Annotated in this window: 25 protein-coding genes; 12 read left to right on the top strand and 13 right to left on the bottom strand. The window is 41.0% G+C overall.

Going from position 1 to position 20,970, the window contains the following annotated elements; all coding sequences use genetic code 11:
• Positions 1 to 71: 71 nt before the first annotated feature.
• Complete coding sequence (locus D469_RS0107200) at positions 72 to 1,313, bottom strand: aspartate kinase (protein ID WP_018922711.1); 1,242 nt, start codon at positions 1,311 to 1,313, stop codon at positions 72 to 74.
• 129 nt (positions 1,314 to 1,442) lie between these two features.
• On the opposite strand from D469_RS0107200, the gene ectA reads away from it, so the two are divergent.
• Together ectA and ectB are read left to right on the top strand one after the other, a co-directional pair.
• The gene (ectA, locus tag D469_RS0107195; protein WP_018922710.1) at positions 1,443 to 1,970 is read left to right on the top strand and encodes a diaminobutyrate acetyltransferase; all 528 of its coding nucleotides are present in this window, start codon (positions 1,443 to 1,445) and stop codon (positions 1,968 to 1,970) included.
• A 15-nt stretch (positions 1,971 to 1,985) separates the two neighbouring features.
• Positions 1,986 to 3,260, top strand: coding sequence for a diaminobutyrate--2-oxoglutarate transaminase (ectB, locus tag D469_RS0107190; RefSeq protein ID WP_018922709.1), 1,275 nt, complete (start codon positions 1,986 to 1,988; stop codon positions 3,258 to 3,260).
• Positions 3,261 to 3,511: 251 nt separating this feature from the next.
• Here the strand turns inward: ectB and D469_RS0107185 are convergent, their stop codons facing one another.
• Complete coding sequence (locus D469_RS0107185) at positions 3,512 to 3,766, bottom strand: hypothetical protein (RefSeq protein WP_018922708.1); 255 nt, start codon at positions 3,764 to 3,766, stop codon at positions 3,512 to 3,514.
• A 257-nt stretch (positions 3,767 to 4,023) separates the two neighbouring features.
• Here D469_RS0107185 and D469_RS0107180 point away from each other — a divergent pair, with 257 nt between their 5' ends.
• Entirely contained in the window at positions 4,024 to 4,635 is a 612-nt protein-coding gene (locus tag D469_RS0107180; RefSeq protein WP_018922707.1) for a DUF421 domain-containing protein, read from the top strand.
• A gap of 15 nt (positions 4,636 to 4,650) precedes the next feature.
• Positions 4,651 to 5,940 carry a chloride channel protein gene (locus tag D469_RS0107175; RefSeq protein ID WP_018922706.1) on the top strand — a complete coding sequence of 430 codons (1,290 nt, stop codon included), beginning with the start codon at positions 4,651 to 4,653 and terminating at the stop codon, positions 5,938 to 5,940.
• An 852-nt stretch (positions 5,941 to 6,792) separates the two neighbouring features.
• On the opposite strand, the gene D469_RS0107170 is transcribed toward D469_RS0107175, so the two are convergent.
• The 3 genes from D469_RS0107170 to D469_RS0107150 all read right to left on the bottom strand — a co-directional run bounded on the left by D469_RS0107170 (position 6,793) and on the right by D469_RS0107150 (position 8,629).
• Entirely contained in the window at positions 6,793 to 6,978 is a 186-nt protein-coding gene (locus D469_RS0107170; RefSeq protein WP_018922705.1) for an aspartyl-phosphate phosphatase Spo0E family protein, read from the bottom strand.
• An 847-nt stretch (positions 6,979 to 7,825) separates the two neighbouring features.
• Positions 7,826 to 8,053 carry a polysaccharide deacetylase family protein gene (locus D469_RS22515; RefSeq protein ID WP_018922702.1) on the bottom strand — a complete coding sequence of 76 codons (228 nt, stop codon included), beginning with the start codon at positions 8,051 to 8,053 and terminating at the stop codon, positions 7,826 to 7,828.
• A gap of 234 nt (positions 8,054 to 8,287) precedes the next feature.
• Positions 8,288 to 8,629 (bottom strand): hypothetical protein, encoded by a 342-nt coding sequence (locus tag D469_RS0107150; RefSeq protein ID WP_018922701.1) that lies wholly within the window; start codon positions 8,627 to 8,629, stop codon positions 8,288 to 8,290.
• Between the two features lie 300 nt (positions 8,630 to 8,929).
• Between D469_RS0107150 and D469_RS0107145 the strand changes: the two genes are divergently transcribed.
• The 3 genes from D469_RS0107145 (at position 8,930) to D469_RS0107135 (ending at position 10,569) form a co-directional block, all read left to right on the top strand.
• Positions 8,930 to 9,229 carry a hypothetical protein gene (locus D469_RS0107145; protein ID WP_018922700.1) on the top strand — a complete coding sequence of 100 codons (300 nt, stop codon included), beginning with the start codon at positions 8,930 to 8,932 and terminating at the stop codon, positions 9,227 to 9,229.
• 174 nt (positions 9,230 to 9,403) lie between these two features.
• Entirely contained in the window at positions 9,404 to 9,967 is a 564-nt protein-coding gene (locus D469_RS0107140; protein WP_018922699.1) for a hypothetical protein, read from the top strand.
• Positions 9,931 to 10,569 carry a PepSY1/2 domain-containing protein gene (locus tag D469_RS0107135; RefSeq protein ID WP_083910748.1) on the top strand — a complete coding sequence of 213 codons (639 nt, stop codon included), beginning with the start codon at positions 9,931 to 9,933 and terminating at the stop codon, positions 10,567 to 10,569. Before D469_RS0107140 ends, D469_RS0107135 begins: the two co-directional genes overlap by 37 nt.
• A 91-nt stretch (positions 10,570 to 10,660) precedes the next feature.
• Here D469_RS0107135 and D469_RS0107130 read toward each other — a convergent pair whose 3' ends face one another.
• Positions 10,661 to 11,056, bottom strand: a complete 396-nt coding sequence (locus D469_RS0107130) for a hypothetical protein (RefSeq protein ID WP_018922697.1) — start codon at positions 11,054 to 11,056, stop codon at positions 10,661 to 10,663.
• Positions 11,057 to 11,613: 557 nt separating this feature from the next.
• On the opposite strand from D469_RS0107130, the gene D469_RS0107125 reads away from it, so the two are divergent.
• A complete protein-coding gene (locus D469_RS0107125; RefSeq protein ID WP_018922696.1) occupies positions 11,614 to 12,198 on the top strand; it encodes a sigma-70 family RNA polymerase sigma factor in 585 nt (194 codons plus the stop codon).
• Positions 12,191 to 12,394: a hypothetical protein gene (locus D469_RS0107120; RefSeq protein WP_018922695.1), complete on the top strand. Its 204-nt coding sequence runs from the start codon at positions 12,191 to 12,193 to the stop codon at positions 12,392 to 12,394. The genes D469_RS0107125 and D469_RS0107120 overlap by 8 nt, the downstream gene beginning before the upstream one ends.
• A gap of 137 nt (positions 12,395 to 12,531) precedes the next feature.
• Here the strand turns inward: D469_RS0107120 and D469_RS0107115 are convergent, their stop codons facing one another.
• The 4 genes from D469_RS0107115 to D469_RS0107095 form a co-directional block, all read right to left on the bottom strand.
• Complete coding sequence (locus tag D469_RS0107115) at positions 12,532 to 13,227, bottom strand: N-acetylmuramoyl-L-alanine amidase (RefSeq protein WP_018922694.1); 696 nt, start codon at positions 13,225 to 13,227, stop codon at positions 12,532 to 12,534.
• A gap of 12 nt (positions 13,228 to 13,239) precedes the next feature.
• Positions 13,240 to 13,392: a YvrJ family protein gene (locus D469_RS21530; RefSeq protein ID WP_018922693.1), complete on the bottom strand. Its 153-nt coding sequence runs from the start codon at positions 13,390 to 13,392 to the stop codon at positions 13,240 to 13,242.
• 851 nt (positions 13,393 to 14,243) lie between these two features.
• Complete coding sequence (locus tag D469_RS0107100; RefSeq protein ID WP_018922691.1) at positions 14,244 to 14,840, bottom strand: class I SAM-dependent methyltransferase; 597 nt, start codon at positions 14,838 to 14,840, stop codon at positions 14,244 to 14,246.
• A gap of 976 nt (positions 14,841 to 15,816) precedes the next feature.
• Complete coding sequence (locus D469_RS0107095) at positions 15,817 to 16,593, bottom strand: SDR family NAD(P)-dependent oxidoreductase (protein ID WP_018922690.1); 777 nt, start codon at positions 16,591 to 16,593, stop codon at positions 15,817 to 15,819.
• Positions 16,594 to 17,131: 538 nt separating this feature from the next.
• Between D469_RS0107095 and D469_RS0107090 the strand changes: the two genes are divergently transcribed.
• Both D469_RS0107090 and D469_RS22675 read left to right on the top strand, forming a co-directional pair.
• On the top strand, positions 17,132 to 17,665 hold the full coding sequence (locus tag D469_RS0107090) for a hypothetical protein (RefSeq protein ID WP_018922689.1): 534 nt from the start codon (positions 17,132 to 17,134) through the stop codon (positions 17,663 to 17,665).
• On the top strand, positions 17,655 to 17,777 hold the full coding sequence (locus D469_RS22675; RefSeq protein WP_018922688.1) for a hypothetical protein: 123 nt from the start codon (positions 17,655 to 17,657) through the stop codon (positions 17,775 to 17,777). Before D469_RS0107090 ends, D469_RS22675 begins: the two co-directional genes overlap by 11 nt.
• A gap of 925 nt (positions 17,778 to 18,702) precedes the next feature.
• On the opposite strand, the gene D469_RS0107080 is transcribed toward D469_RS22675, so the two are convergent.
• From D469_RS0107080 to D469_RS22670, 3 genes are all read right to left on the bottom strand, one after another.
• Complete coding sequence (locus D469_RS0107080) at positions 18,703 to 18,993, bottom strand: hypothetical protein (RefSeq protein ID WP_018922687.1); 291 nt, start codon at positions 18,991 to 18,993, stop codon at positions 18,703 to 18,705.
• Positions 18,994 to 19,210: 217 nt separating this feature from the next.
• On the bottom strand, positions 19,211 to 19,693 hold the full coding sequence (locus D469_RS0107075; RefSeq protein WP_018922686.1) for a hypothetical protein: 483 nt from the start codon (positions 19,691 to 19,693) through the stop codon (positions 19,211 to 19,213).
• Positions 19,694 to 19,758: 65 nt separating this feature from the next.
• Positions 19,759 to 19,884, bottom strand: a complete 126-nt coding sequence (locus tag D469_RS22670; RefSeq protein WP_018922685.1) for a hypothetical protein — start codon at positions 19,882 to 19,884, stop codon at positions 19,759 to 19,761.
• Positions 19,885 to 20,055: 171 nt separating this feature from the next.
• Between D469_RS22670 and D469_RS0107065 the strand changes: the two genes are divergently transcribed.
• Positions 20,056 to 20,955 carry a helix-turn-helix domain-containing protein gene (locus tag D469_RS0107065; RefSeq protein ID WP_018922684.1) on the top strand — a complete coding sequence of 300 codons (900 nt, stop codon included), beginning with the start codon at positions 20,056 to 20,058 and terminating at the stop codon, positions 20,953 to 20,955.
• Positions 20,956 to 20,970: the final 15 nt, after the last annotated feature.

Raw genomic sequence — 20,970 nt, 5'->3', positions numbered from 1 at the left:
CATTTCGTCCATTTTTTCGAAAAAACGTCCAAATTGCCCCTCTGCGATTGCTCTCTTACACGAACCTCACCTCACCCGCTTTTTCGAGAGGCGTCGGAATCCGCATTTAAACCGTACGCGCTATGCAATACGTTAACCGCGTCTTTGCCATCGTTTGCAGGGACGAGACAAGAGACTTTAATCTCTGAGGTGGTAATTAATTTCATAGCGATGTCATTTTCAGCCAAGGTGTTAAACATTTTTGCTGCTACGCCAGGGTTTGTCACCATACCTGCGCCAATGATGGACACCTTGGCAACTTTTTTGTCGGAAAACGCATCGCGATATTTTAATTCCAGTTTTCTAGCTTCAATCATCTCGAGCGTCCGTTCGGCTTCTTCTTTTCCGACCGTAAACGCTAAATCGAAGGTGTCCGCCCCGTGTTCGCTTAGCACAATCATATCGACATTAATGTTTTCAGCAGCGAGTGTATTAAACACATCCGCAATAACACCCATCTCATTTTCAATATCCAGGATTTCAATTTTACTTACATTTTCATCATAAGCTACGCCGCTCACGACGATGTCTTGTTCAATCATAGTGGCCTCCTTTACAAACGTTCCTTCATTATCAGAAAAACTTGAGCGGACTAACAGCTTGATCCCGTGCACCTTAGCGACTTCGACCGCCCGCGGATGCAGGACAGAGGCGCCAAGTGCTGCCATTTCCAACATTTCTTCGAAAGAAACAGAAGAAAGCTTGCGGGCATGTGGGACAATACGTGGGTCGGTACTGTAGATCCCGTCTACATCGGTGTTGATTTCGCATCGTTCTGCACTAACGGCTGCAGCTACAGCAACCGCAGTTGTATCGGATCCTCCCCTTCCCAAGGTCGCGATTTCTCCTGCTTCAGTTACTCCTTGGAAACCGGCGACAATAACGACTTTTCCACTATGTACCGCGGTAAGAATCCGTTCTGAATGAATATCAACAATACGTGCGTTGCCGAATTGAGACTTTGTAGAAATGCCTGCTTGCCAACCTGTATAAGAAATTGAAGGTACATTCAGTTCCTGCAAGGCAGCAGAAAGTAAAGCAATTGACACTTGTTCACCAGTAGTAAGCATCATGTCCATTTCCCGGCGTGGAGGATGGTTACTCACTTCATACATTAGTGACACGAGCTTGTCGGTTTGGTCCCCCATCGCGGAAACGACGACAATGACTTGTTCGCCAGCTTGCACAGAATGCTTTACGCGTTCTGCGACTTGTTTAATACGGCCCACATTCCCAACCGACGTACCGCCGTATTTTTGCACAACAATACCCATAGTACATACCCACCTTTTTCTTTAACTAAAAAAACGCTTGTAGATATTTCAAGATTTGGGGAGAGGATGTACTTATAAGTATTTGCCGCTTTACAAAGATTAAACCATATAGATTTTTATAGGGAGGGGATGAACCTGGCTGCGACAACAACTGTGACATTTCGCCACCCAGAACTTGAAGATGGCAAAGAAGTATGGGAGCTCATCCGAGAAATAGACGTATTGGATTTAAATTCGTCGTATTATTATTTAATTTTATGTGAGTATTTTGGCAATACGTGTATGGTCGCTGAAGTGGATAAAGAAATCGTTGGCTTTGTGTCTGGTTTCCGCCATCCGGAGGACCAACAGACATTATTTGTTTGGCAAGTAGCGGTGGCAGCATCACAGCGCGGTGAAGGTCTGGCGTTCAGCTTAATTGATAAGCTGCTCGAAAGCGAAGAATGTGAAGATGTAACAACCATCCAAACGACCATTTCTCCTTCAAACAAAGCGTCTCATGCCTTGTTTGAAAAAGTAGCCCGACATGTTGGAGCCAATATGGAGAAGACCGTACGCTTTCTACCACGCATGTTTCCGGGAACAGATCATGAAACAGAACAAACGTATGAAATTAAGCCGATCACAAGAAAAAATGAGAACAGATTTAGTATTTAAGGGAGGTAAAAGGTCATGGGTATTCAACTATCATCTGATTTAAACATTTTTCACGAACATGAATCGGAAGTGCGCAGTTATTGCCGCAGCTTTCCAACGATATTCACAAAGGCAGAGGGCGAATATTTGTGGGACCAAGCAGGCAACAAATTCATCGACTTTTTCGCCGGGGCAGGCGCTTTAAACTATGGTCACAATCCACCAGCCATGAAAGAAAAGCTTCTTGCCTATATCGAAAGCGATGGTGTGACCCATGGTCTCGACATGGCAACAGAAGCAAAAGAAACCTTTATTGATCAGCTACAGCAAAAAATCTTACAGCCGCGAAATATGAAATATAAGGTGATGTTTCCCGGCCCTACTGGCACCAATGCGGTTGAAGGCGCCTTAAAATTAGCGCGGAAGATCACCGGCCGTGACACCATCATCAGCTTTACGAACGCTTTTCACGGCATGACGCTCGGAGCGCTTTCTATTACCGGCAACGAATTTAAGCGTCATGGGGCAGGCATACCGTTACATAACGCGGTCGTCATGCCGTATGACAATTTTTTAGCAGATGGTTCGGATACGGTAAACTATTTGGAGCGCTTCTTAGCAGAAGGAGGTAGCGGGGTAGCGAAGCCGGCTGCGATTATTTTAGAGACGGTGCAAGGAGAAGGCGGGATCAACGCAGCCAGCTTTGATTGGATCAAACGCGTAGAAGACGTATGCCGCAAATTCGACATCTTTTTAATCATCGATGATATACAGGCAGGCGTTGGGCGGACAGGCCCATTTTTTAGCTTCGAGCCAGCCGGCATCGAACCGGATATTATCTGCTTATCAAAATCTATCGGCGGGTACGGTCTGCCATTTGCGATTACCTTACTAAAGCCTGAACATGACATTTGGGAACCAGGAGAACATAACGGCACGTTTCGCGGCAATAATTTGGCGTTTGTGACTGCCACCGAAGCGCTAACTTATTGGCAAAATGATGCCCTTGCAAAAGGAGTAGAGAAAAAAGGCAACGTCGTGCAAGAAAGGCTGGAAAAATTAGTGAACACGTACCCTGAACTAGATGGGGAAGTGCGGGGACGAGGGTTGATGAAAGGACTCGCCTGCCATGTCGAAGGAATGGGAAGCAGCATTTGCTGTAAGGCCTTTGAAAATGGACTCATTTTAGAAACAGCAGGAATCAATGATGAAGTCGTTAAAGTGATGCCACCGCTGAATATCGCGGACGATGCTTTAGAAGAAGGATTGGACATTTTGGAACAGAGCATCAACGAGATGCTAAGCAAATAATAAGAAGGGGCTGACTCAAAAGCCTGTGTTAAGCATTATAAAATGGAACGGGTGCGCAGTGACGAAGGCGGAGTGCGGTGTCATGAGTATTGAGTGTCTTGTCCCTGCCGATGAGTGCGGCATCGCGCATTTCCCCCCTTCTGTATTTGCGATATGGCAGCGACGCAAACGGAATCACACCGTTTTCATATGATGACTAGAAAGGGGACTGTCTTTTTGGGACAGCCCCACTTTTCATATAGGGAAGGACTCTATTCAGGGACGTCTTCATTCCAGCATTCACTGTATTCCCATGGATTTTGCATATTACAAACTTTTGTAAGAGATACATCCGGGACTCGCTCGGACATGTTTGAAGCTGACGTCGTTTCTTCTTGGACGTTCGCTTCCTTTAATGCTTGAATCACCGTTTGGTTCTCACTTTTGGAATGACTGTTTTTTTCAAGGTTATTCAAAAACTTATCTAATTCGGCTCTTTCATTTTCATTTGTCAACGTAATACGCAATGGTTCATCCCCCCTGGTTTATAGTATTTGAAGCTGAAGCAAAACCATACGGCCTTCCAAAGATTAACGGTAGAAGGGGACGAAGGGGAGATGCTGCTTCCTGCCTAAGATTTTTAACTATGGTTATGTTACATAGATCGCTCTTAGTTAGCAAAAGATAACTAACGTAGACAGCGATATGGAGACTCTTCTCTCGGTTGATGACCGGGATCAATCTATGCTTTATACATAGTGGCAAAAAGGGAGGAGAGGTTAACTTGGACCTTCACTTTATTTGGAAGGCAGTGGTGATCGTCTTTGCCGGCTCGCTTATTTTAAGGATAGCAGGGCGAAAATCGATTTCACAGCTCACGGTAGCACAAACGGTATTAATGGTTGCCGTTGGGTCTTTGATTATCCAGCCGGTCAGTGACCGCAATATATGGATCACGATGATTATTACTTTTTTGCTCGTAGTGACGCTTGTTCTGATTGAGTATTTAGCACTTAAGTTTGATGGGCTTGAGCGCTTTTTCTACAGTAAATCTGTACTAGTCGTAGAAAATGGCGAGATTATAGAAAAGAATCTAAAAAAGTTGCGCCTGACTATCGACATGCTAGAAGTCCGGCTCAGGCAGCAAAGCGTGCAACGGATCAGTGACTTGCAGTGGGCAACGATCGAATCTAACGGACAATTAGGTTATATGCTTAAACCAGAAAAGCAGCCCGCTACAAAGGAAGACGTTGACATGCTGCTTGCTATGATCCAAGCGGACAAGCCTCAAGTACCACCCCCGCCGTCGGCCACTCAATCAAGCGCTTCTGATGAGCTGTTCTCAGAGGTGAAACAAAATAAACACCAAGAAGAACCGCCCGATCGGTTGAAATAAGGAGGGACGAGAAGGATGGGGGAAGGTAAAGAAAACACATTGATTCGCACTCTTTTCGTCTGGGTCGTTTTAGGAGCCATGATTGGGCTTACGGTAGGTACGACGACAACCTTCCTATTAAATACCAACGATTTTCTTGGAAATGTGCGGGAAGGAAATAGCTGGATCATAGTTTTGCTTCCGTTAGCAGGCCTTGTCATCGGCTACATATATAACAACTACGGCAGTAATGGCGGAAATGACGCGGCTAAAGGGAATAACCTGGTAATTGAAGGTGTGCAGGGAAAAGCCAGGGTGCTGTTGCGCATGGGACCTATTGTCTATTTGGGCACCTTTTTAACCATCTTGTTTGGCGGCTCAACCGGAAGAGAAGGGGCGGCTATTCAAATGGGGGGAAGTGTGGCACGGGCAGTGAACCAGTTTTTTCACATGAGCCTGATTGATACGAAGATTTTTTTGATGAGCGGCATCAGCGCAGGTTTTGGTGCTGCTTTTGGCGCTCCGATTACCGGGGCGGTGTTTGGAATGGAAATGGTCTATTTAGGAAAAATGAAATATGAAGCTGTCGTTCCTTGCCTTGTCGCCAGTTTTATTGGCCATTTTACAGCGACAGGAGCGTGGGGGCTTGAGCATGAGGAATTTGTGATTCAAACGATACCGGAAATGACGCTTCTTTCGTTTTCAAAAGTCATAGTGGCAGCGGTCATTTTTAGTCTGGTCAGCGTCGCTTATTGCCAGTTACGACACGGAATCCAACGCGTTTCCGAAACTTATTTAAAGAAGAATCATATGTGGCGTGCTTTTATTGGGGGACTTATCATTGTCATGTTAACAGGAATCTTGGGGACAGACGATTATAACGGCCGCGGCCTAGATATGCTGCAGGAATCATTTGAAGAGACCGTTCCTACCTTTGCTTTTCTAGCCAAGCTAGTCTTTACAGCGGTCACTATGGGCACAGGGTTCGTAGGTGGAGAAGCGATTCCCCTCTTTTTTATGGGGGCGACATTAGGCAATACGATCTCAACGATAATTGATCTTCCCATGTCATTTTTAGCGGGATTAGGTTTAATTGCCACATTCGCAGGAGGAGCGAACACGCCGATCGCGGCATTTCTGTTAGCAGTTGAGATGTTTGACGGAAAAGGCATTGAATACTTTTTCCTGGCCTGTCTGATTAGTTACATCTTTTCCGGTCATCACGGGCTCTGGCCATCGCAAGCTATCTTTGCCCCAAAGAGCCGTCTGTATAAGGTGAAGGAGAATGAAACGATCAAGGCAGCGGAAGACAATACCAAAGGATAAACCATGTGATGTTACAGTCTTGCCCCAAGATTTGTCCGAGTTTATAACTAGGCTTAAAGCATCGCTCGGAAGTGAACATTATATCTTGCATAATACTATGATGGAACCTGGCTTAGAGAGCTATCTATTACAGGGTAGTAAAACGCTTCCCCTATTCAGTTATGTAACATTATTATTGTTCTCGACGCTAGTATGGCAAGCGTTGAAAAGACATCGACCTCGACAGGTTCTGCTCTATGTTTGGAAGCTTTTGAAACACGAATCAAACGTTTTTGCGAAGGCCTCCAGTCTGAATTAAACATGGCGCATATGTAAGCACGGGCGCGTTAATTGAGCCTTGGCTACGTATTTACTCCTTTTTGTAGTGATTGGCAAGATTATATATTCTATGTTCTCGGCCAACACCAGAAAAGTGTAATCGAATCGTATAGGGAATAAGCTGGACAGGGCAATAGAGAAAGTCGAATCGTATTCTAAACAATAAGAAAACAAAATTACTTGTTACGTTCACACTTGAACGTTTAAGAACCATAGTCACAGGTCCCGCATTTATTGAGAGGCAACAACACTAGCCGGCAACCTCATAATAAAAATAGGGACCTGTGTTTTTTTCGATTATCGATTCAAAAGCTCGCGCACTACGTTGAATTTGTAGATACAAGCTCTAGGACATAGGTTCATTTGTCAGTCTAACCAGCAGTTTCTTCTCATAAGAGGTGGAATTCTAGGTGGAGAAAGGGAGTGCGAAGGTGTTGGTAGTATTAAGTAAGCATGATCAAGTGCCTGTCGGTAAAAAATAGCACGACATTTATAAATGGTAGCTCGACACGCTACTATGAGAATGTGCTATACCTAATTTGCAAGTTGCTGATAAGATTGGAGACCGTGGTATTGATTTAAATACCCGTCCAGTTGTTGACTATATTTAATCGTATCAGGGTGAGTTAACCCCTTTGATTTCCCTGTGTAAATCATACGTATACGTAGCAAATTAATTTTGTTTTCCAATTCATCAAAGGTAATTTCTTCGGTATTCATAAGGTTCCTCCTGAAATAAATGAATATATTGTTGAAAAAACACAAGAATCATCTTATCTCAAGGATGAAGCGTTGTGAAGGGTTTTAGGTAAATTTTTGAAAATAAAACAAATGTTATCAAGATCTTACCTGTCTCAACAAAAATCGCACGTATAGAAAGAAGATTGTACGACGTAATTTGATAATAATTTGAGCGAAATTGACTGAATTATAATTAAATTTAAGCAGCAATGAAGAAATGATTGGGACAAAAAAATAAACATAAAAAACGCTCAAGATTACTGAGCGTTTTTGAATACGAAACATCCGATTTTTCGCAACCTCTTATCCACTACCATAGTTCATTGAGGTATGCTGGCATTACGTACGAATAAATAGACAATAAAAGCAAACGGGAAGGTGGAGAAGGCTATCAGCCCCCAGATTGCGCCAAGATGCTTTCCGTTTTTGTCTGCGGCATCACACCATACCCAGATGCTTGTCACCACATAAATAATGAGGAGGAAAAATATCATAGTGCCTGACATAGAATACGTCCTTTCATTCATACAAAACATGAAAAAGCCTATTGGGTAATAACATTCCAAATAGACTTTGCTCATTTGAATAGGATATTGATTCCTGAAAATAAAGTATATCGAATAGTGAGAAAATCATAACATAGTTGGTGGACCAGTCCTATCAAAAATTATATGTCTTGTTTTTGTGTTATGAGTACAAGATTAAAAGGGGTAGCAGGGGGGGCATGTATGAAAAAAGCGATTCAGATCGTAATGGTCGTAGCAGTTTTAGTAGGTATACCCTTCTTTGTGCGACCGTATCTCTCCAGTGAACAAGTTAACACGAATTACCCTGCCTGACGGATTAAGTCGTCTGTTCGTTCGATTTCTTCTGCAATGAAAGCAGGCGATTTAAACACCATCCGTTGGTGAGAATAAGAATGGTTGGAGATTTCATGCCCTTCGGCAATAGCGGCTGCTTCAGTAGGAGAGTCTTCAATTTCTTGACCTGTAAGAAAAAACGTTCCGTGTACACCTTCTTTTGCTAGAATATCAAGAATGTTATCGGTATGCACACCGGGACCATCATCAAAGGTAAGGGCCGCAACTTATTCGTTTGTTTCAAAGTGGGTCAGCGGTTCACCGAAAAATTGAAAGCTTCTGGATTGAGAGATTTCATTTACTACATAAGCCGTTCCTATGAATAGAATCAATAACGCTAGCCATTAAAAGTATCTTCTTCATCTGTTTGCCTCACGGTCGATTTTATTTTTGTGCCCTTTTGTAACAACAGAAGCATGAGTAGCTGATTAATTATGGATGGCACGAATATATCTTTTTTCGCTACCGTTATAGTTGGCAATATAAACCCCTGTCCTTTCCCCTGCTGTAGCATATACCTCTGTACCTTCTGGAAGTTTTGTCGCCATACCTGCTGATAAAGTCGCGATTTTTTCAGCCTTTTCAACCTCCGCTTCCTCTGCCCAATCCACTCCACCGATGAAGGCTTGCTCATCAATTTCAAAAACATCTGCTTCAGCGTCCTCTTCCAATACCTGCTGCATATTCACTGAGCCTTCGTGTTGAGGCTCATTAGAACAAGCGGCAAGCAGGACAAGACATCCAATGACATACGTGAAAACTCTCCTCATTTATAATCCTCCATAAGTTCACAGCTAAATCACTCAAACAAAATGTATAGATACGTGGTTATTCTTTCATTGTACGAACAAAGAAGCTAAGAAAGAAAATGTTAAATTTTGAAAAAGGGGATTTTCTAGGTGGAATAAGGAGAGCGGAGAGGTGGTTTATATATATCTAGGGCTGCCTTGTGTTCTCTCCACTTTTGATTAGTACACGTAGGCAAGGTGAACAGGACGTTTAAAAGTAGCATACCTCTCTTCGGACGAGAATAAGATACAGATTGACAACGAAATAAAAGAGGTGAAAAAATGATGGCGCAAAAGAGAAAATATAATGCAGCTGATTATTTAAGCGCTCGAGAACTGAGAAAAGCCCAGTACCTTTATAATAAACTTGTACGCTCTTCTTCGCCGCGAGGAGCAGCCATTTATGAAAAGCAATTAAAACGACTATACCAGCTCGCACACGACCGGAAAAAACAGGGGAAAGCACGAGTGAACAGAAGTGTAAAGATAGAGTCTCCTAAAGGGACGATCGCGCTAAAAAACAAATCCGCTGAAGACATAGCCCAAATCGTTGCAAAGGCATCTTCTAGACCTAAAAAATAGGTCTTTTTCTTTTGCCAAAAAACACTTTATCCAATCCCCATGTATGCCACCATTTGAGAAACAGAGATAGCCTTTTGAAATAATGGAAATCTATGATTGAAAAATGGTGCCTGACCCCCAGTGCGGTACAGCGTTAATGTGGCGGGGGTCAGGCACCGAAAAGGTGGATACGGAATGTCATATATTAAAAAGCATCATTTGCTTTGGGGGGTTATGTTAGTACTCATCGCACTAGGTGTGGTCAGTTATCAATTTTATCAAACAGTGGATAGGCAGGAAACAGAAGAGCAAGTACGGCTGGCAGAGGATATTTTTGAGCACCGGCAGCATGTTACTTTGATTGATCATCACCTTGCTCATGCGCTTGGTGCCTCTTCTCATGCTGATCGTTTTGAAGCCTTGGTAGATACGCATACAAGCTTGGCTGCATTAACAAAAAGACTGCATAACAGTCCATTATTATTGGAAGATCCTTTTGAAGCTCGGCTATATTGGGAGGAATACATATTAGCTGGACAGCGCTATCTTTCCTATCTTTTCCAAAAAGACGATTTGAAAGAGTTATCTGAAGAGGAAAGGGATGAAATTCAACAGCTAAGAGAAGTTGCTTATCTAACAGCTGACGATTTAGAGGAAATGGGAGAGTTTGCAACAGAAAGCGGGAAGAATGGAGCGAAGACCATGACAGGCAAGTGGACACTATGGTTATGGAGCTGCTTGAAGATATTACTCCGTTGACACCGATTGGCGAAGCAGACACTGAGTACCAGGCAACAAGAGAGACCGCTCGGGACGACAGCCCTGCTTTTGAAGGGGAAGAAGAGTGGACGAATGAGGAATTAGCAGAAAAGATAGCTTACTTCATGGGTGATATTTGGACGGATTTTGATGCAGACGACTTAGCGGCCGGATCTGAAGGCTATTCTGCGAGTCATGGCAGTTACATCGGCATGGTCCCTACGAATGATTCCAATGAAGTACAAAGCGCTTTAAAGGTCGATATCAGCAGAAAGGGCGGCCATATAGTAAATGTCCACTTGGATGAGGCTATGAATGAAAACATGAGACAACCTCAGGGAGAGATGGGTAAGGAAGAAGCCCAAGCTTTTAGTAAGGATTTAATTGAGCGTTGGGGTGAAGAAGAGATGGTAGTAGGCGAAGTGGAACAACTTGAGAATAAGATACATTTCACATTTTACCCTGAAAAAGATGACATTTCGTTGGAAAATCGCGAGGTGACCATGGAAGTGGATACTCAAGATGGTGTCTTGGTAGAGTTTAGGGCTCTCGCTTATTTTGCCTTAGAGCAAGAGGACGTCGAGCTCGAACCTTTTATGTAGAAAAAAGCGAGCGTACGTAATCATCAATCAATGCCCCGAGATTACATTCCAAATTCGCAAAACACTACTCGTAATACATATGAAATCAGCCTTAACCGACTTTATCACCTTCACTTAATCCGCTAGAATTAAACGCACTCTCTAGATCGTCATATCTTGCCAGGAAACATACCCTCGAGTCAACTACTTTAAAGACAGTAAAGACAACACCTTTACCTTTCACTGTATTGTCCTCATGTAACCAGGTTCCACGTTGTTCGAGAACGATAAAGTTATTTTTAGCATAACGGTTCACTGTTTCTAATGTTAGTTTCGCCCGCTTCAGCCATTCATTCAGTTCATCGAGGTTAATTTTACCTGCACCTTTTGGGCCGATTAATTCTAGAGGGGTGGAAGTCACTTTTGATAAGCCATCTATGTCACTTTGATTGGAATAATTCACCCATTGATCAGCGATTTTTATCGTTTCCTTTGTCTTCTCGTCCATCGTATGTACATCGTCCTTTCTATACTCGTTTAAAAATCATTTATTTCAAATATTGTAGCAATATTCCGGTGGGTTGACTAATGTTGGTTTTAAAAATGCCATTTGGTTATTAAGGAAAATAGTAACTTTAAATTTCTGAATAATGCTATAATAATTATATTATTAAGAGAAAATGTGGTGGCTTATGGTATTTACAAAAAGGGAAAGTCTAGAGAAGTGCAGAAATATATACTACAGTGATTGCAGATTGAACGAGCGTTCCACCGTTAAATTAAAATATAATAGATGGGCTTGAGATTGTTACAAAATCAAGATTTTGCACGCTAATACGTGAATCCAACTCATTTCTCCCGTTTTTCTCTACTAGCAGCACCAATGTATGATGTACTGCCCCTCGACTAATTCACTACCCTTTACCTTCCTTATCAGATGTATATCTGTATTCCTAAGCTCATGATTATATCTATGTAAGAAAGGACTAATGTGCGTTTTTACGTTGTCAAATGTAATTTTTTTCAACTTTATATAGTAAATACCATACCATTGGAGGGGTCATTATGTTATTGCAGCAAAAGAATGTAACGACCGTCCATCATTTCATGGAGGCAAATCCAAGGTTTTTTCAGCAGCCGATTGTCAAAAAGTTTCTAGAAGATGAAACAAACGTTTTGTTGCTGCAGTCAGTAATTGAAAACAGAAATGAAATAGATAATGACATATTGAACTCACGCTTCCAAGTCTTTTTTTTAAAAGCGCGGCTTGCTAAATATATAGATAAAGTATGCAGATGGTATATTCTATCATTTGAAAAAACGAATCGGATTCATCAGTCACAATTGATTTTGGATAGGCCCGTATCAAATGAGGACAACGCCCAAGTCCTACTCCAAAATCTCCCTCATCCAGCAACTTTGTTACGTGAGGGCGATATAAGGGAGGTTGTTGAAGCTTTTGCTGACAAAAGGTTGTATCAGGCATATCACGATCTCGGTGATAAAACGAAGACCATATTAAATGGTGTGTTCATCTATGAATTAACTACCTATGAGATGGCTGAATTGCTCGGCTGCTCCCAACAAAATGTATCACGCTTAAAATCAAAAGGTTTAAAAAAACTAAGGGAGGCTGTTACCGATGAATAGAAACGAAATCATACTCGAAGTATTAGAAGCGATGGAGCCTCGTATTGAACGCAGCCTTAAAGCAGCTAAGTACGGAGAACCAAATGACTTGCGTCAGGATATTAATGAAAAAGTCCTTCTCGCAAGTAAGAAAATGAATGACATTGATTTTTGGAGCTTCAAAGAAATCATTGATGAGGCTCCCGAAAATAATTGATTTTCCAAGTGGTTTGAGTTGTAGAATGTTTTATAAAATATGTAATGCAAGTAAAGGTGAGAAATGGGCATTCACACCAAACAAAAGCACAGTCCGAGCGTTCCGGCTGTGCTTTATTTAATTCTTTTCAACCGATTTCAAGTAATCAACTCCACAAATTTTAAATTTCCGGTGATATAGAGGCCGCTTTGCAGCTGGTACATTGTTGTGCCATTTACAGTTAATACTTCAGCAACAGTAAAAACTTCGTCCCGGCTCACCGTCGTATAGCGTGCATCCCAATCAGGCGCATCATATACCCAAAGCGAATCTACAATGACCCGCAATTGATTCCCAACGGGTGAAGGACCGTCACCATGATCATTGGAATCGTCGGTAATTTCCTCCAGAAAAGCATCCCAATTATTTAGTAAGTTCGCTGGACAAGTTTTCGTCGTCCAAAAATAATGAGTTACCACATGATCATTGGATACACTTAGCTGCTCCAGTAAGTGCTGTATCAGTGCGATGGCACGTTGCCGGGTCTGCTGAAAGTTGCCATCCTGATTAACACACAGTTCAATTCCTACAGAGTGTGAATTCCCCTCAGGACCGGCATGCCAGCCGATTTCATTAGTGGGAAGATGTTGAATCGTCTTCGTATCGTCGACTGTATAGTGCCATGATATTTGACGTTCCTCAGCTTCACTGCCTTTGACGTAGCTTGCGTGGACCTCCGCATTTGCGCCAACACTAGTATTGGAGGTTTCATGGACCGTAATGTGTGTCGGTACTAAAGCAGTTTGTGGTCTGTTGGAATTAGAAACAGGAATGAAATCTTCTATAACTTCCATAAAAGCACCTCCTTATTCTTCCAGGTTGTTTGAGATCTTTAATTTTTGAATGGTTTCTGTTAATCCATCAATGCGCCTTTCGAAACGAACGAGTAAATAGATTGCAACTAGTGTGGGAAACCCATAATTCCCTACAAGAACAGCCCATTCTGGAACCTCATTCATTCTCATCCCTCCTTTTTGGTGTATAAATAAAAGAGAGATTAAACAGGATTTAACAAACAATATACTGAAAATAGGCCAATAGACATACTAAGAGAGATATTGACGACATAAGAAAATTGAGATGAGAGTACAAGAGGGAGGAAGCTGTGGAAAAGGGTATGGAGTCACAGGCGTCCGATTAACTTTTCCCACTTCATCCTTACTTTCATAACGCAGAAAACAATTTTACTATCAAGTAGGAAAGCACTAGCAATGAGAGTATATAAATAAAGAAGAGGAGGGGGCCTAATGGAATTATTATATAGCCTTGAAGTTTTACTTTTAATGCAGTGGATAAAATCAATCATCATGACGTTTTGTGAGCAATATAACGAATATGATCTATTGATTTTTATGTACTTTACGGAATTTAAAAAGTGACTGAAACGTAAGGCGGCGACGGCCAGAGGATAAAGCGCAGTCTAAAGATCCACTTTTTGATGGGTTTTACCCATCGAAAAAGGTAGTTGAAGACAAGCCCTCGGGAAAGCGTCCATCTGAAGTGCAGGTCACTTTCATTATGCGCATTAATTCCGGAGTTGAAGTGAAAAACCAATAATAAACAGAAGCAATCCACTTCCGAACGTTAATTTTTGTGAGTAATACTGCTGGTCTTTCTCTCCATGCATACATATTATACTGGGTTGTTTATGCAATAGTTTATGTTGCTATGTTATTCTCAGCCTATTTTAACAATAATTAAAGGAACTGAATCGAATGTATGTGGCAGTAGACCTTCAACATATTTGCGATGTATAACCTCATATTGAAGGTCTTTTGATCGTGGACTCTAAGGGCCAAAAAACAAGAAATTACTTTATACTACTGGATATAAACATGGAGGCATCTTGATTCATAAAAATACAATTCCCATGATAGAATGTCTTAATTTCAGTTGATTTAAAACCCACTTCGGTTAATCTTTTTTTGAGTTTTTCATGCGAAAAACCGTTATGAATTTTCGGATGATTTATTTTATCGTTTTTGTCAAAATCAACAATAATTAGCTTGCCATCATGATTTAAAAGGTTGAATAATCTTTGTAAAATGTTTTTAGTATCCGGAATATGAAGAAGGACTAGTGACATTAAAACGATGTCTGCCTTCAGTTCAGGAGTTTCTTGAGTAAAATCTGAATATAGTACTTTTGAGTTGGTAATCTCTTTGTGTGAAGCTTTAGCTTTCGCCACCTCCAACATTTGTTTTGATGAATCTACCAACAAAATAGAATCTACTAAATCTGCTAATTCCAAACTAACTAATCCAGTACCACCCCCATAGTCTATTAGAGATTTTGATGTACTATCTCCTAATTCTGGTCTTACTTCCTTAACGATTACTTTAGCTAATTCCATCCGTTCTTCTGTATCATATTGCTTTGCCAACTGTTCAAACACATTATTTTCCATATTTTATTCTCCTATTTATTAAAATTCAAGCTACACAGTGATCATCATAGAAAACTCAAAACCTTAAGGGAGAATTCTTCGGTGGGAGCAGAAAGTGTGCCTAAGTATAATATTCCCCTCTGCTTATATCATTTGTAGTTTCACTAAACTGTCTCGTTAGTTATACAAGCTTTTAGAGATAAAGTAAATAAAAATACTTTATTTCCAATAACTCTATATTTAAATTATACATAAAGACGCAAAGACGGAACTCATAAGACAAACATGATTTTCACAGTGTAATTCAAAAAAGACATAGAGAACTCCTCTATGTCTTTGATTATAATTCTTTCTTCAACTAACGCACTACTAGCTTTTGCAAAACTACTCCCTCTTTTTCATCTGTTATTTTAGCTTGAGTTATACGATGTAAGAGGCTGTCTTTTGGTTTAAATAAAGAAAAAGAAGCTGTTAGCTACTAAACAAACAGGGGTAACCGTGTATACGATTTTTTTCAAAGTGCTTGGATGAATGTCACCTTCTTGCTTCTTTGTTTGCAACCATTTGAGGAGAGATGAGAGCTGAAATTCCAACCAATATGAGACTTATCCCTAAAGGAAGAACAGGCGTAAGTAGAAAATTTATGAATAATAAACGATAAAACAATTCAAACCGTTACTCATTGGTGACTCTCCTTAGGTACAGAATACAGGGAAGGTAACATGTTACGTAGAAATGAACAGTGTTTGCTCGTTCATTTTGAACTGCTGTACTCAAAAGCCCGTGCAATGTGAACATTATTAGAAAAGCGGAGCGGGCTTACTCAGCGACGCAGAGCCCTTCTTCACCACCGAGGAGGCTGTTGTCGCCGCAGTGTGGGGAAAAGGGATCTCAGCGCTTTTTACTCCATCCTTTTTTAAAACTTTAGGATGCACAAGGATCGTCTTTCTATTTCTTCTGAGGACAAATAAATGAAGCAGTAGAACCGTCCCTTTGCTTATTTATAATCAATATTTCCTAGAGTTAATCCGCCATCAACTGTGATCGATTGTCCTGTTACAAAGTTTGATTCTTGAGTAGCTAACCAAAAAGCAGCTTCTGCGATGTCCTCCGGTTTTCCTATACGCTGTACGGGATGACGATTTGCTAACTGATTTCTTGCTTGTTCTGGATCAGATTGTGTTTTTATATAACTTGCTGTCATTTCAGTTTCTATGTACCCAGGACATATACAGTTACACAAAATTCCATCTTGAGCAAAATCTATTGCAATCGACTTTGTTAGTGACATGACTCCACCTTTTGAAGTGCAATAAGCACCTAGGTTTGGTTCAGCCCAATATCCGTCAATTGATGCTGTGTTAATAATTTTTCCTCCACCTTGATCTCGCATATGGGGAATTGCATATTTACTGCATAAAAAGACACTCTTCACGTTTATATCCATCACTTTGTCCCAATCTTCAGGCGATGTATGTTCGATGGTTTGTTCATGTTGAACGCCTGCATTATTCACTAAAATATCTAAGCGCCCGGTCTGTTGAGCCGTTTGATCGATCAGATTCTTTACTTCATCCGGTTTAGAAACATCTGCTTGAATAAAAGAAATTTGCCCTTGTGCATCGTATACAACTTTTTCTCCAGCCTGCTTGTCCCGACCAATGATATACACATTGGCTCCTTCGCAAGCAAATTTAATGGCAATTGCTTTACCAATTCCTCTTGTTCCTCCTGTAACAATTGCTGTTTTATTTTTTAGTTTCAGCTCTTCCATGTTTATTCCTCCGTTTGCTCAGGTAACGTGCCTTTTCACCTTATACGTGATTATTATTAATATTGGAAAGTTTCTCGTTAATTTAAGTATATTCTTTCACAAAGTTATCTAAAAATGAAGATTTTTGCTGCACAGGATTTAGACTACTACGCAATTATTGATTTGCAAAAAAGGAGACGAGCTATAAGAACCTCAATCCGTTTACCGGAAGTGACTCCTGGTCTTGTTTAGTAACGAGCAAGAATCTGGAAATTATATCCCTTTGCCGGGTGGGACGTTTTATTTTGCGTTAACTCATATGGAGAGGCATTATCAAAATGTCATTCATTCAGTAAAAGAAATGAAGAACCCCAATAACTAAAGTGAAATAGGAATTTAATGGTACTAAAACACTCCTTTTCCATGTTAAAATGTGTAAAGGTTCAATAAAGGGTGTCTCTTCATGGTGAAAGTTCTGATGACAAGCGAGTGAACGAGTGTCATCGTTCGGAACGCGATGGTTCTTACTTATTACTAACAGAAAGAAAGGAGTGATCCGATGCTAGTAAAAGGAGCAGCTCTCTTGTTCATCACACTGATCGCAAGTGGGTGTAACCAAACAACTGACGAAAGTAGCTTCACAGAATATGATGGCAACACGTTGTCCATTGCTGTAATCGGGGACTCCCCCGCAAATGACTTCGAGCAGGTGTCTTTTCAAGAAGAAGAGCCAAATGTATTAACAGAGGAACATGCCTATGATGCATTTATGGTGACGGAAGCTTATTTTGAAGAGCTGTCGCAAAGCGAATGGACATCTGTCTTTGCTTCTATGGAAACACCCATCTTCTTTGCAGGCATAGAAACACAAGAGTTTGTCTTTACCGAGGATTCTATTACATATGAGGAAAGCCCATTTACCACAGCCGAACATATTTCCGGCTTTGTTAGCGCCCCTGATGATGAAGAGGAATTTAAAACGTGGGGCTACAGTTCCACAGAAAGCGAAGGCGAAGACGGGCCGCCGGAGTGGAGCTATCATGCTATGTTTAAAGATATCGAAGCATTCAGGGACCGACAGTTTGAAGGTTGATTATGAAGCATTTTTAGAAGAAGAACTTCCTCAGATTGTTGTTTTTGATGACACAAGCATTCAACTGATCAGTAATGATGTGGACGAATTTATTACCTTTTTGGAGAAGTAGTGTTTTAAACTCCAAACTTTATTTATGAAGAAGAAGGTGTTAAATGGCTGCCATGCTGAGCCCGGTTACTAGCATCTCTCATATTCCCTGTCGCGGCTCGTTCTACTACTGGAAGCAAAGAATATAGAAGAAAATATGTTTAGATTTCATTTATGAGTATTATCAAAGAGAATTAAAAACAGGAAGAATAAATCTTTTGAAGAAAGACTGATCAAAAGGGGAGATCAATCAACTAACAGCCTGGTTGATTTAGTTAACAGCTTAGGCTGGAAAGGATCAGGAATCCCTGTTTCATTCGCTCTCTCCGTTGCTCGGGTGTTTCTTCATGTTCGAGAAGAAGAGGTAATTTTGAACAGCATTTAGAAATTATCGTACCGCAAGAATTACCATATCATATGCTTTACGTTTTTCTTTTGCAATTTGCCACCGCTCTGCTTCTTTCTAGATACCACGTCCAATTGCGCAACAAGAGAAAATTTTGTCTCTCTGGTTTTTGAATCAATTTCATCATGACATTTTATGAGCAATAAAACGAGTACTATTTGATTTTTATGTACTATACGAAATATTAAAAGTGGGTGAAACGTAAGACGGCGCCTCCCAGAGGATAAAGCGCAGTCTGAAGATCCACTTTTTCGAGGGTTTTACCATCGGAAAAGTTAGCTGAAGACAAGCCCTCGGGAAAGCGTCCGTCTGAAGTGAACATCACCTTCATTAAACGGAAGTTAACATCTTATTTTGAAAGATGAAATCCATTCTTTTGTCAAATTTTTTTAAATTTATTTCAACGCAACAATAAAACTTGTTGATCTTGTGCTGCACCTCTTCATTCTTTCCAGCTTGGTCCAGGCTACTCCGAAAAAAAAGGCACATTCACAGGAAAAGTGAATGTGCCATTATATTTACCAAAAGGGGAAGAAAAACTTTACGTAAAGAGGATCGTCATTGCAACAGCTGTCACGACAGTTAAAGCGAATGAAGAGAGGATGAACCATTGCGGAACTCTATCAGTCTTTAGCGAGATGATAGATTTGGCAGCTGAAAGGATCAGGAATAATCCAACTGCCGGCAATCCTACTCCATTAACAGTAATTACCCCGTCAAATAATAACATGAGCGCGACAAAGAGCAGTACATAAACGAATGTCATTTTAGCGCTTATGCTAAAAGGACCCAAAACACCTGCGTTTTCAAGTGCTTGCTTATTTTCAGGCATCCATTCTGCCCTCCTTCATCCATTAAAAGAAACAATTCTCCTGAACTCCGGCAATTCCTACAATTTCAGCAGCGACGCCTCCGCCAATCGCTATGAAATCATCTACATTGCCAGCTCCAACTAATAGTCTAGCAGTCTCTCGGAAGCCTCCTAAAGCTCGAACAGCTCTATAACCAGCTGCACCAGGGAAAATCACTAGGCCAAGGTGGGCGGCGCACTAAGTGATTTGCCAAGCCGTCCCGGTCCACATGGGAGAGATCTCAGTTTCTTCCCCTGAATCAGTAACAGCTAGAAATTGGCCATCCTCCTGCAAATCAACAGACTCTGTTCCCTCCGGAAGAGGAGAGAGATCGTTTTCTTCTAATTCGTCATTAATGGCAGCCACTTCTTCTTCAGTTGTGGCTAATGAAGCTGGTTCGATGTCTGTTTGTTCTGGATCATTAAGAGCTGCTAGTACTTGATCAATGTCGTCTTGGTCTAAGTTGCTGGCCAAGATCGACATTTTTTCCATCTCTTCAGCCAATTGTTTAGCTTTTTCTTCTTCTTCGGCAGTAAGTTCAAGCTCCTCAATATCAATTTCTTCGTCTTCATAATCACCCGCTGCTTGAGCACTTTCTGCCCACGGCATGAGCACAAAGCTACTTAGTAACAGAATAACAGAAAAGACAACAAACCAGGACTTTTTCAGTTGAGACCACACCCATTTTAGCACTCCGCCTTTCCAAGATTAATAGTTCTTAGCTTCTTAAAAGTGACAATACTTCCTTACGTCTCATATGGAAGATCAAAAGGTACTGCCTCTTCTGGCAAATCAAGCGTTTCAGCGCTTGCCATAGCTGGCACAGAAAATACGAGAGCTGCAATAAGTAAAACAAGCGTGATTCTTTTCATTTTTATTCCTCCTTTTATGTTAGTACCTTCAGCTTACGTAAATGGTGCCTTTCTATCAAAAGAAGGAAAAGCTTGCATACTAGGTTAAGAGAGGAACATAATGATAATAAATGGAATAATTAACTGTTTCTGAGAAAATATAAGCTGTGCTTATGTATGTGGGGGGGAACTATGAATATTGAAGTGGTGGGAAAAGAAATTGCGAGATTGCGAAAAGAGAAGGGGCTTACGCAAGCTGCGTTAGCTGCAAACCTCTGTACTCAGCCAGCTATAAGCCAGATTGAAAAAGGCGAGGTGCTGCCTAGTTTAGATACATTAGAACTGATTGCTTCACGCTTAGGTGAATCGACTCATTACTTTTTAAACCTGCTGAAATACGATAACCCCGATTACATAGAGTTGACGATTAATTCGATCGAGCGGGCTATATCTCAACAGGCACATGAGACGGTCTATGAGATTGCCAAGACTGAATTAACAATGAACACCAGTACATCAACGTGGTACATGCTCTGGGTTGAATGGCATTATGTTTTTTCAAGCTACCGTCTAAACAAACTGTCTGCCCAGGAAACGACCCATAAGCTGTTGCCCCTTCTCCAAAAGGTGAAATCTAACCATGTTTATGATGAAGGGCTGGATGTCAAGATTCTTAATTCATTGGCGATTGTATGTTCAAACGACAATAATGTTGAAAAAAGCCTGGATTATTTTGACGAAGCATTGGGACTTATTCATCCACGAGAGATTATTCCGCCGACACGGAATCTGTCTATTTACCAAATTCGTGTGTTGTTTAATAAGGTGAAAACACTATTTTATGTAGAGCAACCGGAGTATGAGCTTATTTTAAGAGAGATAGAGAAAGGGATCCGGTTGTGTAAAGAACATGAAAACATGTCATTGCTCGGTCAATTCTTTTATTATAAAGGGCTTTGTTTAGAAAAATTGGAGCGGAGTTGCGAAGAGATAAGCCGCTCCTATAAACAAGCGCTGTATTTCTTTGAACTATTAGAAAAAGAAGTGTACATCAATATTATTAAGGAGAGAAAAGCAGCTTATGTAACATAGGCTAGTTGGAAGAAG

This window comes from Salsuginibacillus kocurii DSM 18087, assembly GCF_000377705.1.
Classification (GTDB): Bacteria; Bacillota; Bacilli; order Bacillales; family Marinococcaceae; genus Salsuginibacillus; species Salsuginibacillus kocurii.
This window is presented reverse-complemented; position numbering and strand designations above follow the sequence as displayed.

Bases quoted from the DNA above. Each gene is read 5' to 3' on its own strand.
- D469_RS0107200 (WP_018922711.1), bottom strand. From the start codon at position 1,313: ATGGGTATTGTTGTGCAAAAATACGGCGGTACGTCGGTTGGGAATGTG.
- ectA (WP_018922710.1), top strand. From the start codon at position 1,443: ATGAACCTGGCTGCGACAACAACTGTGACATTTCGCCACCCAGAACTT.
- ectB (WP_018922709.1), top strand. From the start codon at position 1,986: ATGGGTATTCAACTATCATCTGATTTAAACATTTTTCACGAACATGAA.
- D469_RS0107175 (WP_018922706.1), top strand. From the start codon at position 4,651: ATGGGGGAAGGTAAAGAAAACACATTGATTCGCACTCTTTTCGTCTGG.
- D469_RS0107170 (WP_018922705.1), bottom strand. From the start codon at position 6,978: ATGAATACCGAAGAAATTACCTTTGATGAATTGGAAAACAAAATTAAT.
- D469_RS0107150 (WP_018922701.1), bottom strand. From the start codon at position 8,629: ATGAGGAGAGTTTTCACGTATGTCATTGGATGTCTTGTCCTGCTTGCC.
- D469_RS0107145 (WP_018922700.1), top strand. From the start codon at position 8,930: ATGATGGCGCAAAAGAGAAAATATAATGCAGCTGATTATTTAAGCGCT.
- D469_RS0107140 (WP_018922699.1), top strand. From the start codon at position 9,404: ATGTCATATATTAAAAAGCATCATTTGCTTTGGGGGGTTATGTTAGTA.
- D469_RS0107135 (WP_083910748.1), top strand. From the start codon at position 9,931: ATGGTTATGGAGCTGCTTGAAGATATTACTCCGTTGACACCGATTGGC.
- D469_RS0107130 (WP_018922697.1), bottom strand. From the start codon at position 11,056: ATGGACGAGAAGACAAAGGAAACGATAAAAATCGCTGATCAATGGGTG.
- D469_RS0107125 (WP_018922696.1), top strand. From the start codon at position 11,614: ATGTTATTGCAGCAAAAGAATGTAACGACCGTCCATCATTTCATGGAG.
- D469_RS0107120 (WP_018922695.1), top strand. From the start codon at position 12,191: ATGAATAGAAACGAAATCATACTCGAAGTATTAGAAGCGATGGAGCCT.
- D469_RS0107115 (WP_018922694.1), bottom strand. From the start codon at position 13,227: ATGGAAGTTATAGAAGATTTCATTCCTGTTTCTAATTCCAACAGACCA.
- D469_RS21530 (WP_018922693.1), bottom strand. From the start codon at position 13,392: ATGAATGAGGTTCCAGAATGGGCTGTTCTTGTAGGGAATTATGGGTTT.
- D469_RS0107100 (WP_018922691.1), bottom strand. From the start codon at position 14,840: ATGGAAAATAATGTGTTTGAACAGTTGGCAAAGCAATATGATACAGAA.
- D469_RS0107095 (WP_018922690.1), bottom strand. From the start codon at position 16,593: ATGGAAGAGCTGAAACTAAAAAATAAAACAGCAATTGTTACAGGAGGA.
- D469_RS0107090 (WP_018922689.1), top strand. From the start codon at position 17,132: ATGCTAGTAAAAGGAGCAGCTCTCTTGTTCATCACACTGATCGCAAGT.
- D469_RS0107080 (WP_018922687.1), bottom strand. From the start codon at position 18,993: ATGCCTGAAAATAAGCAAGCACTTGAAAACGCAGGTGTTTTGGGTCCT.
- D469_RS22670 (WP_018922685.1), bottom strand. From the start codon at position 19,884: ATGAAAAGAATCACGCTTGTTTTACTTATTGCAGCTCTCGTATTTTCT.
- D469_RS0107065 (WP_018922684.1), top strand. From the start codon at position 20,056: ATGAATATTGAAGTGGTGGGAAAAGAAATTGCGAGATTGCGAAAAGAG.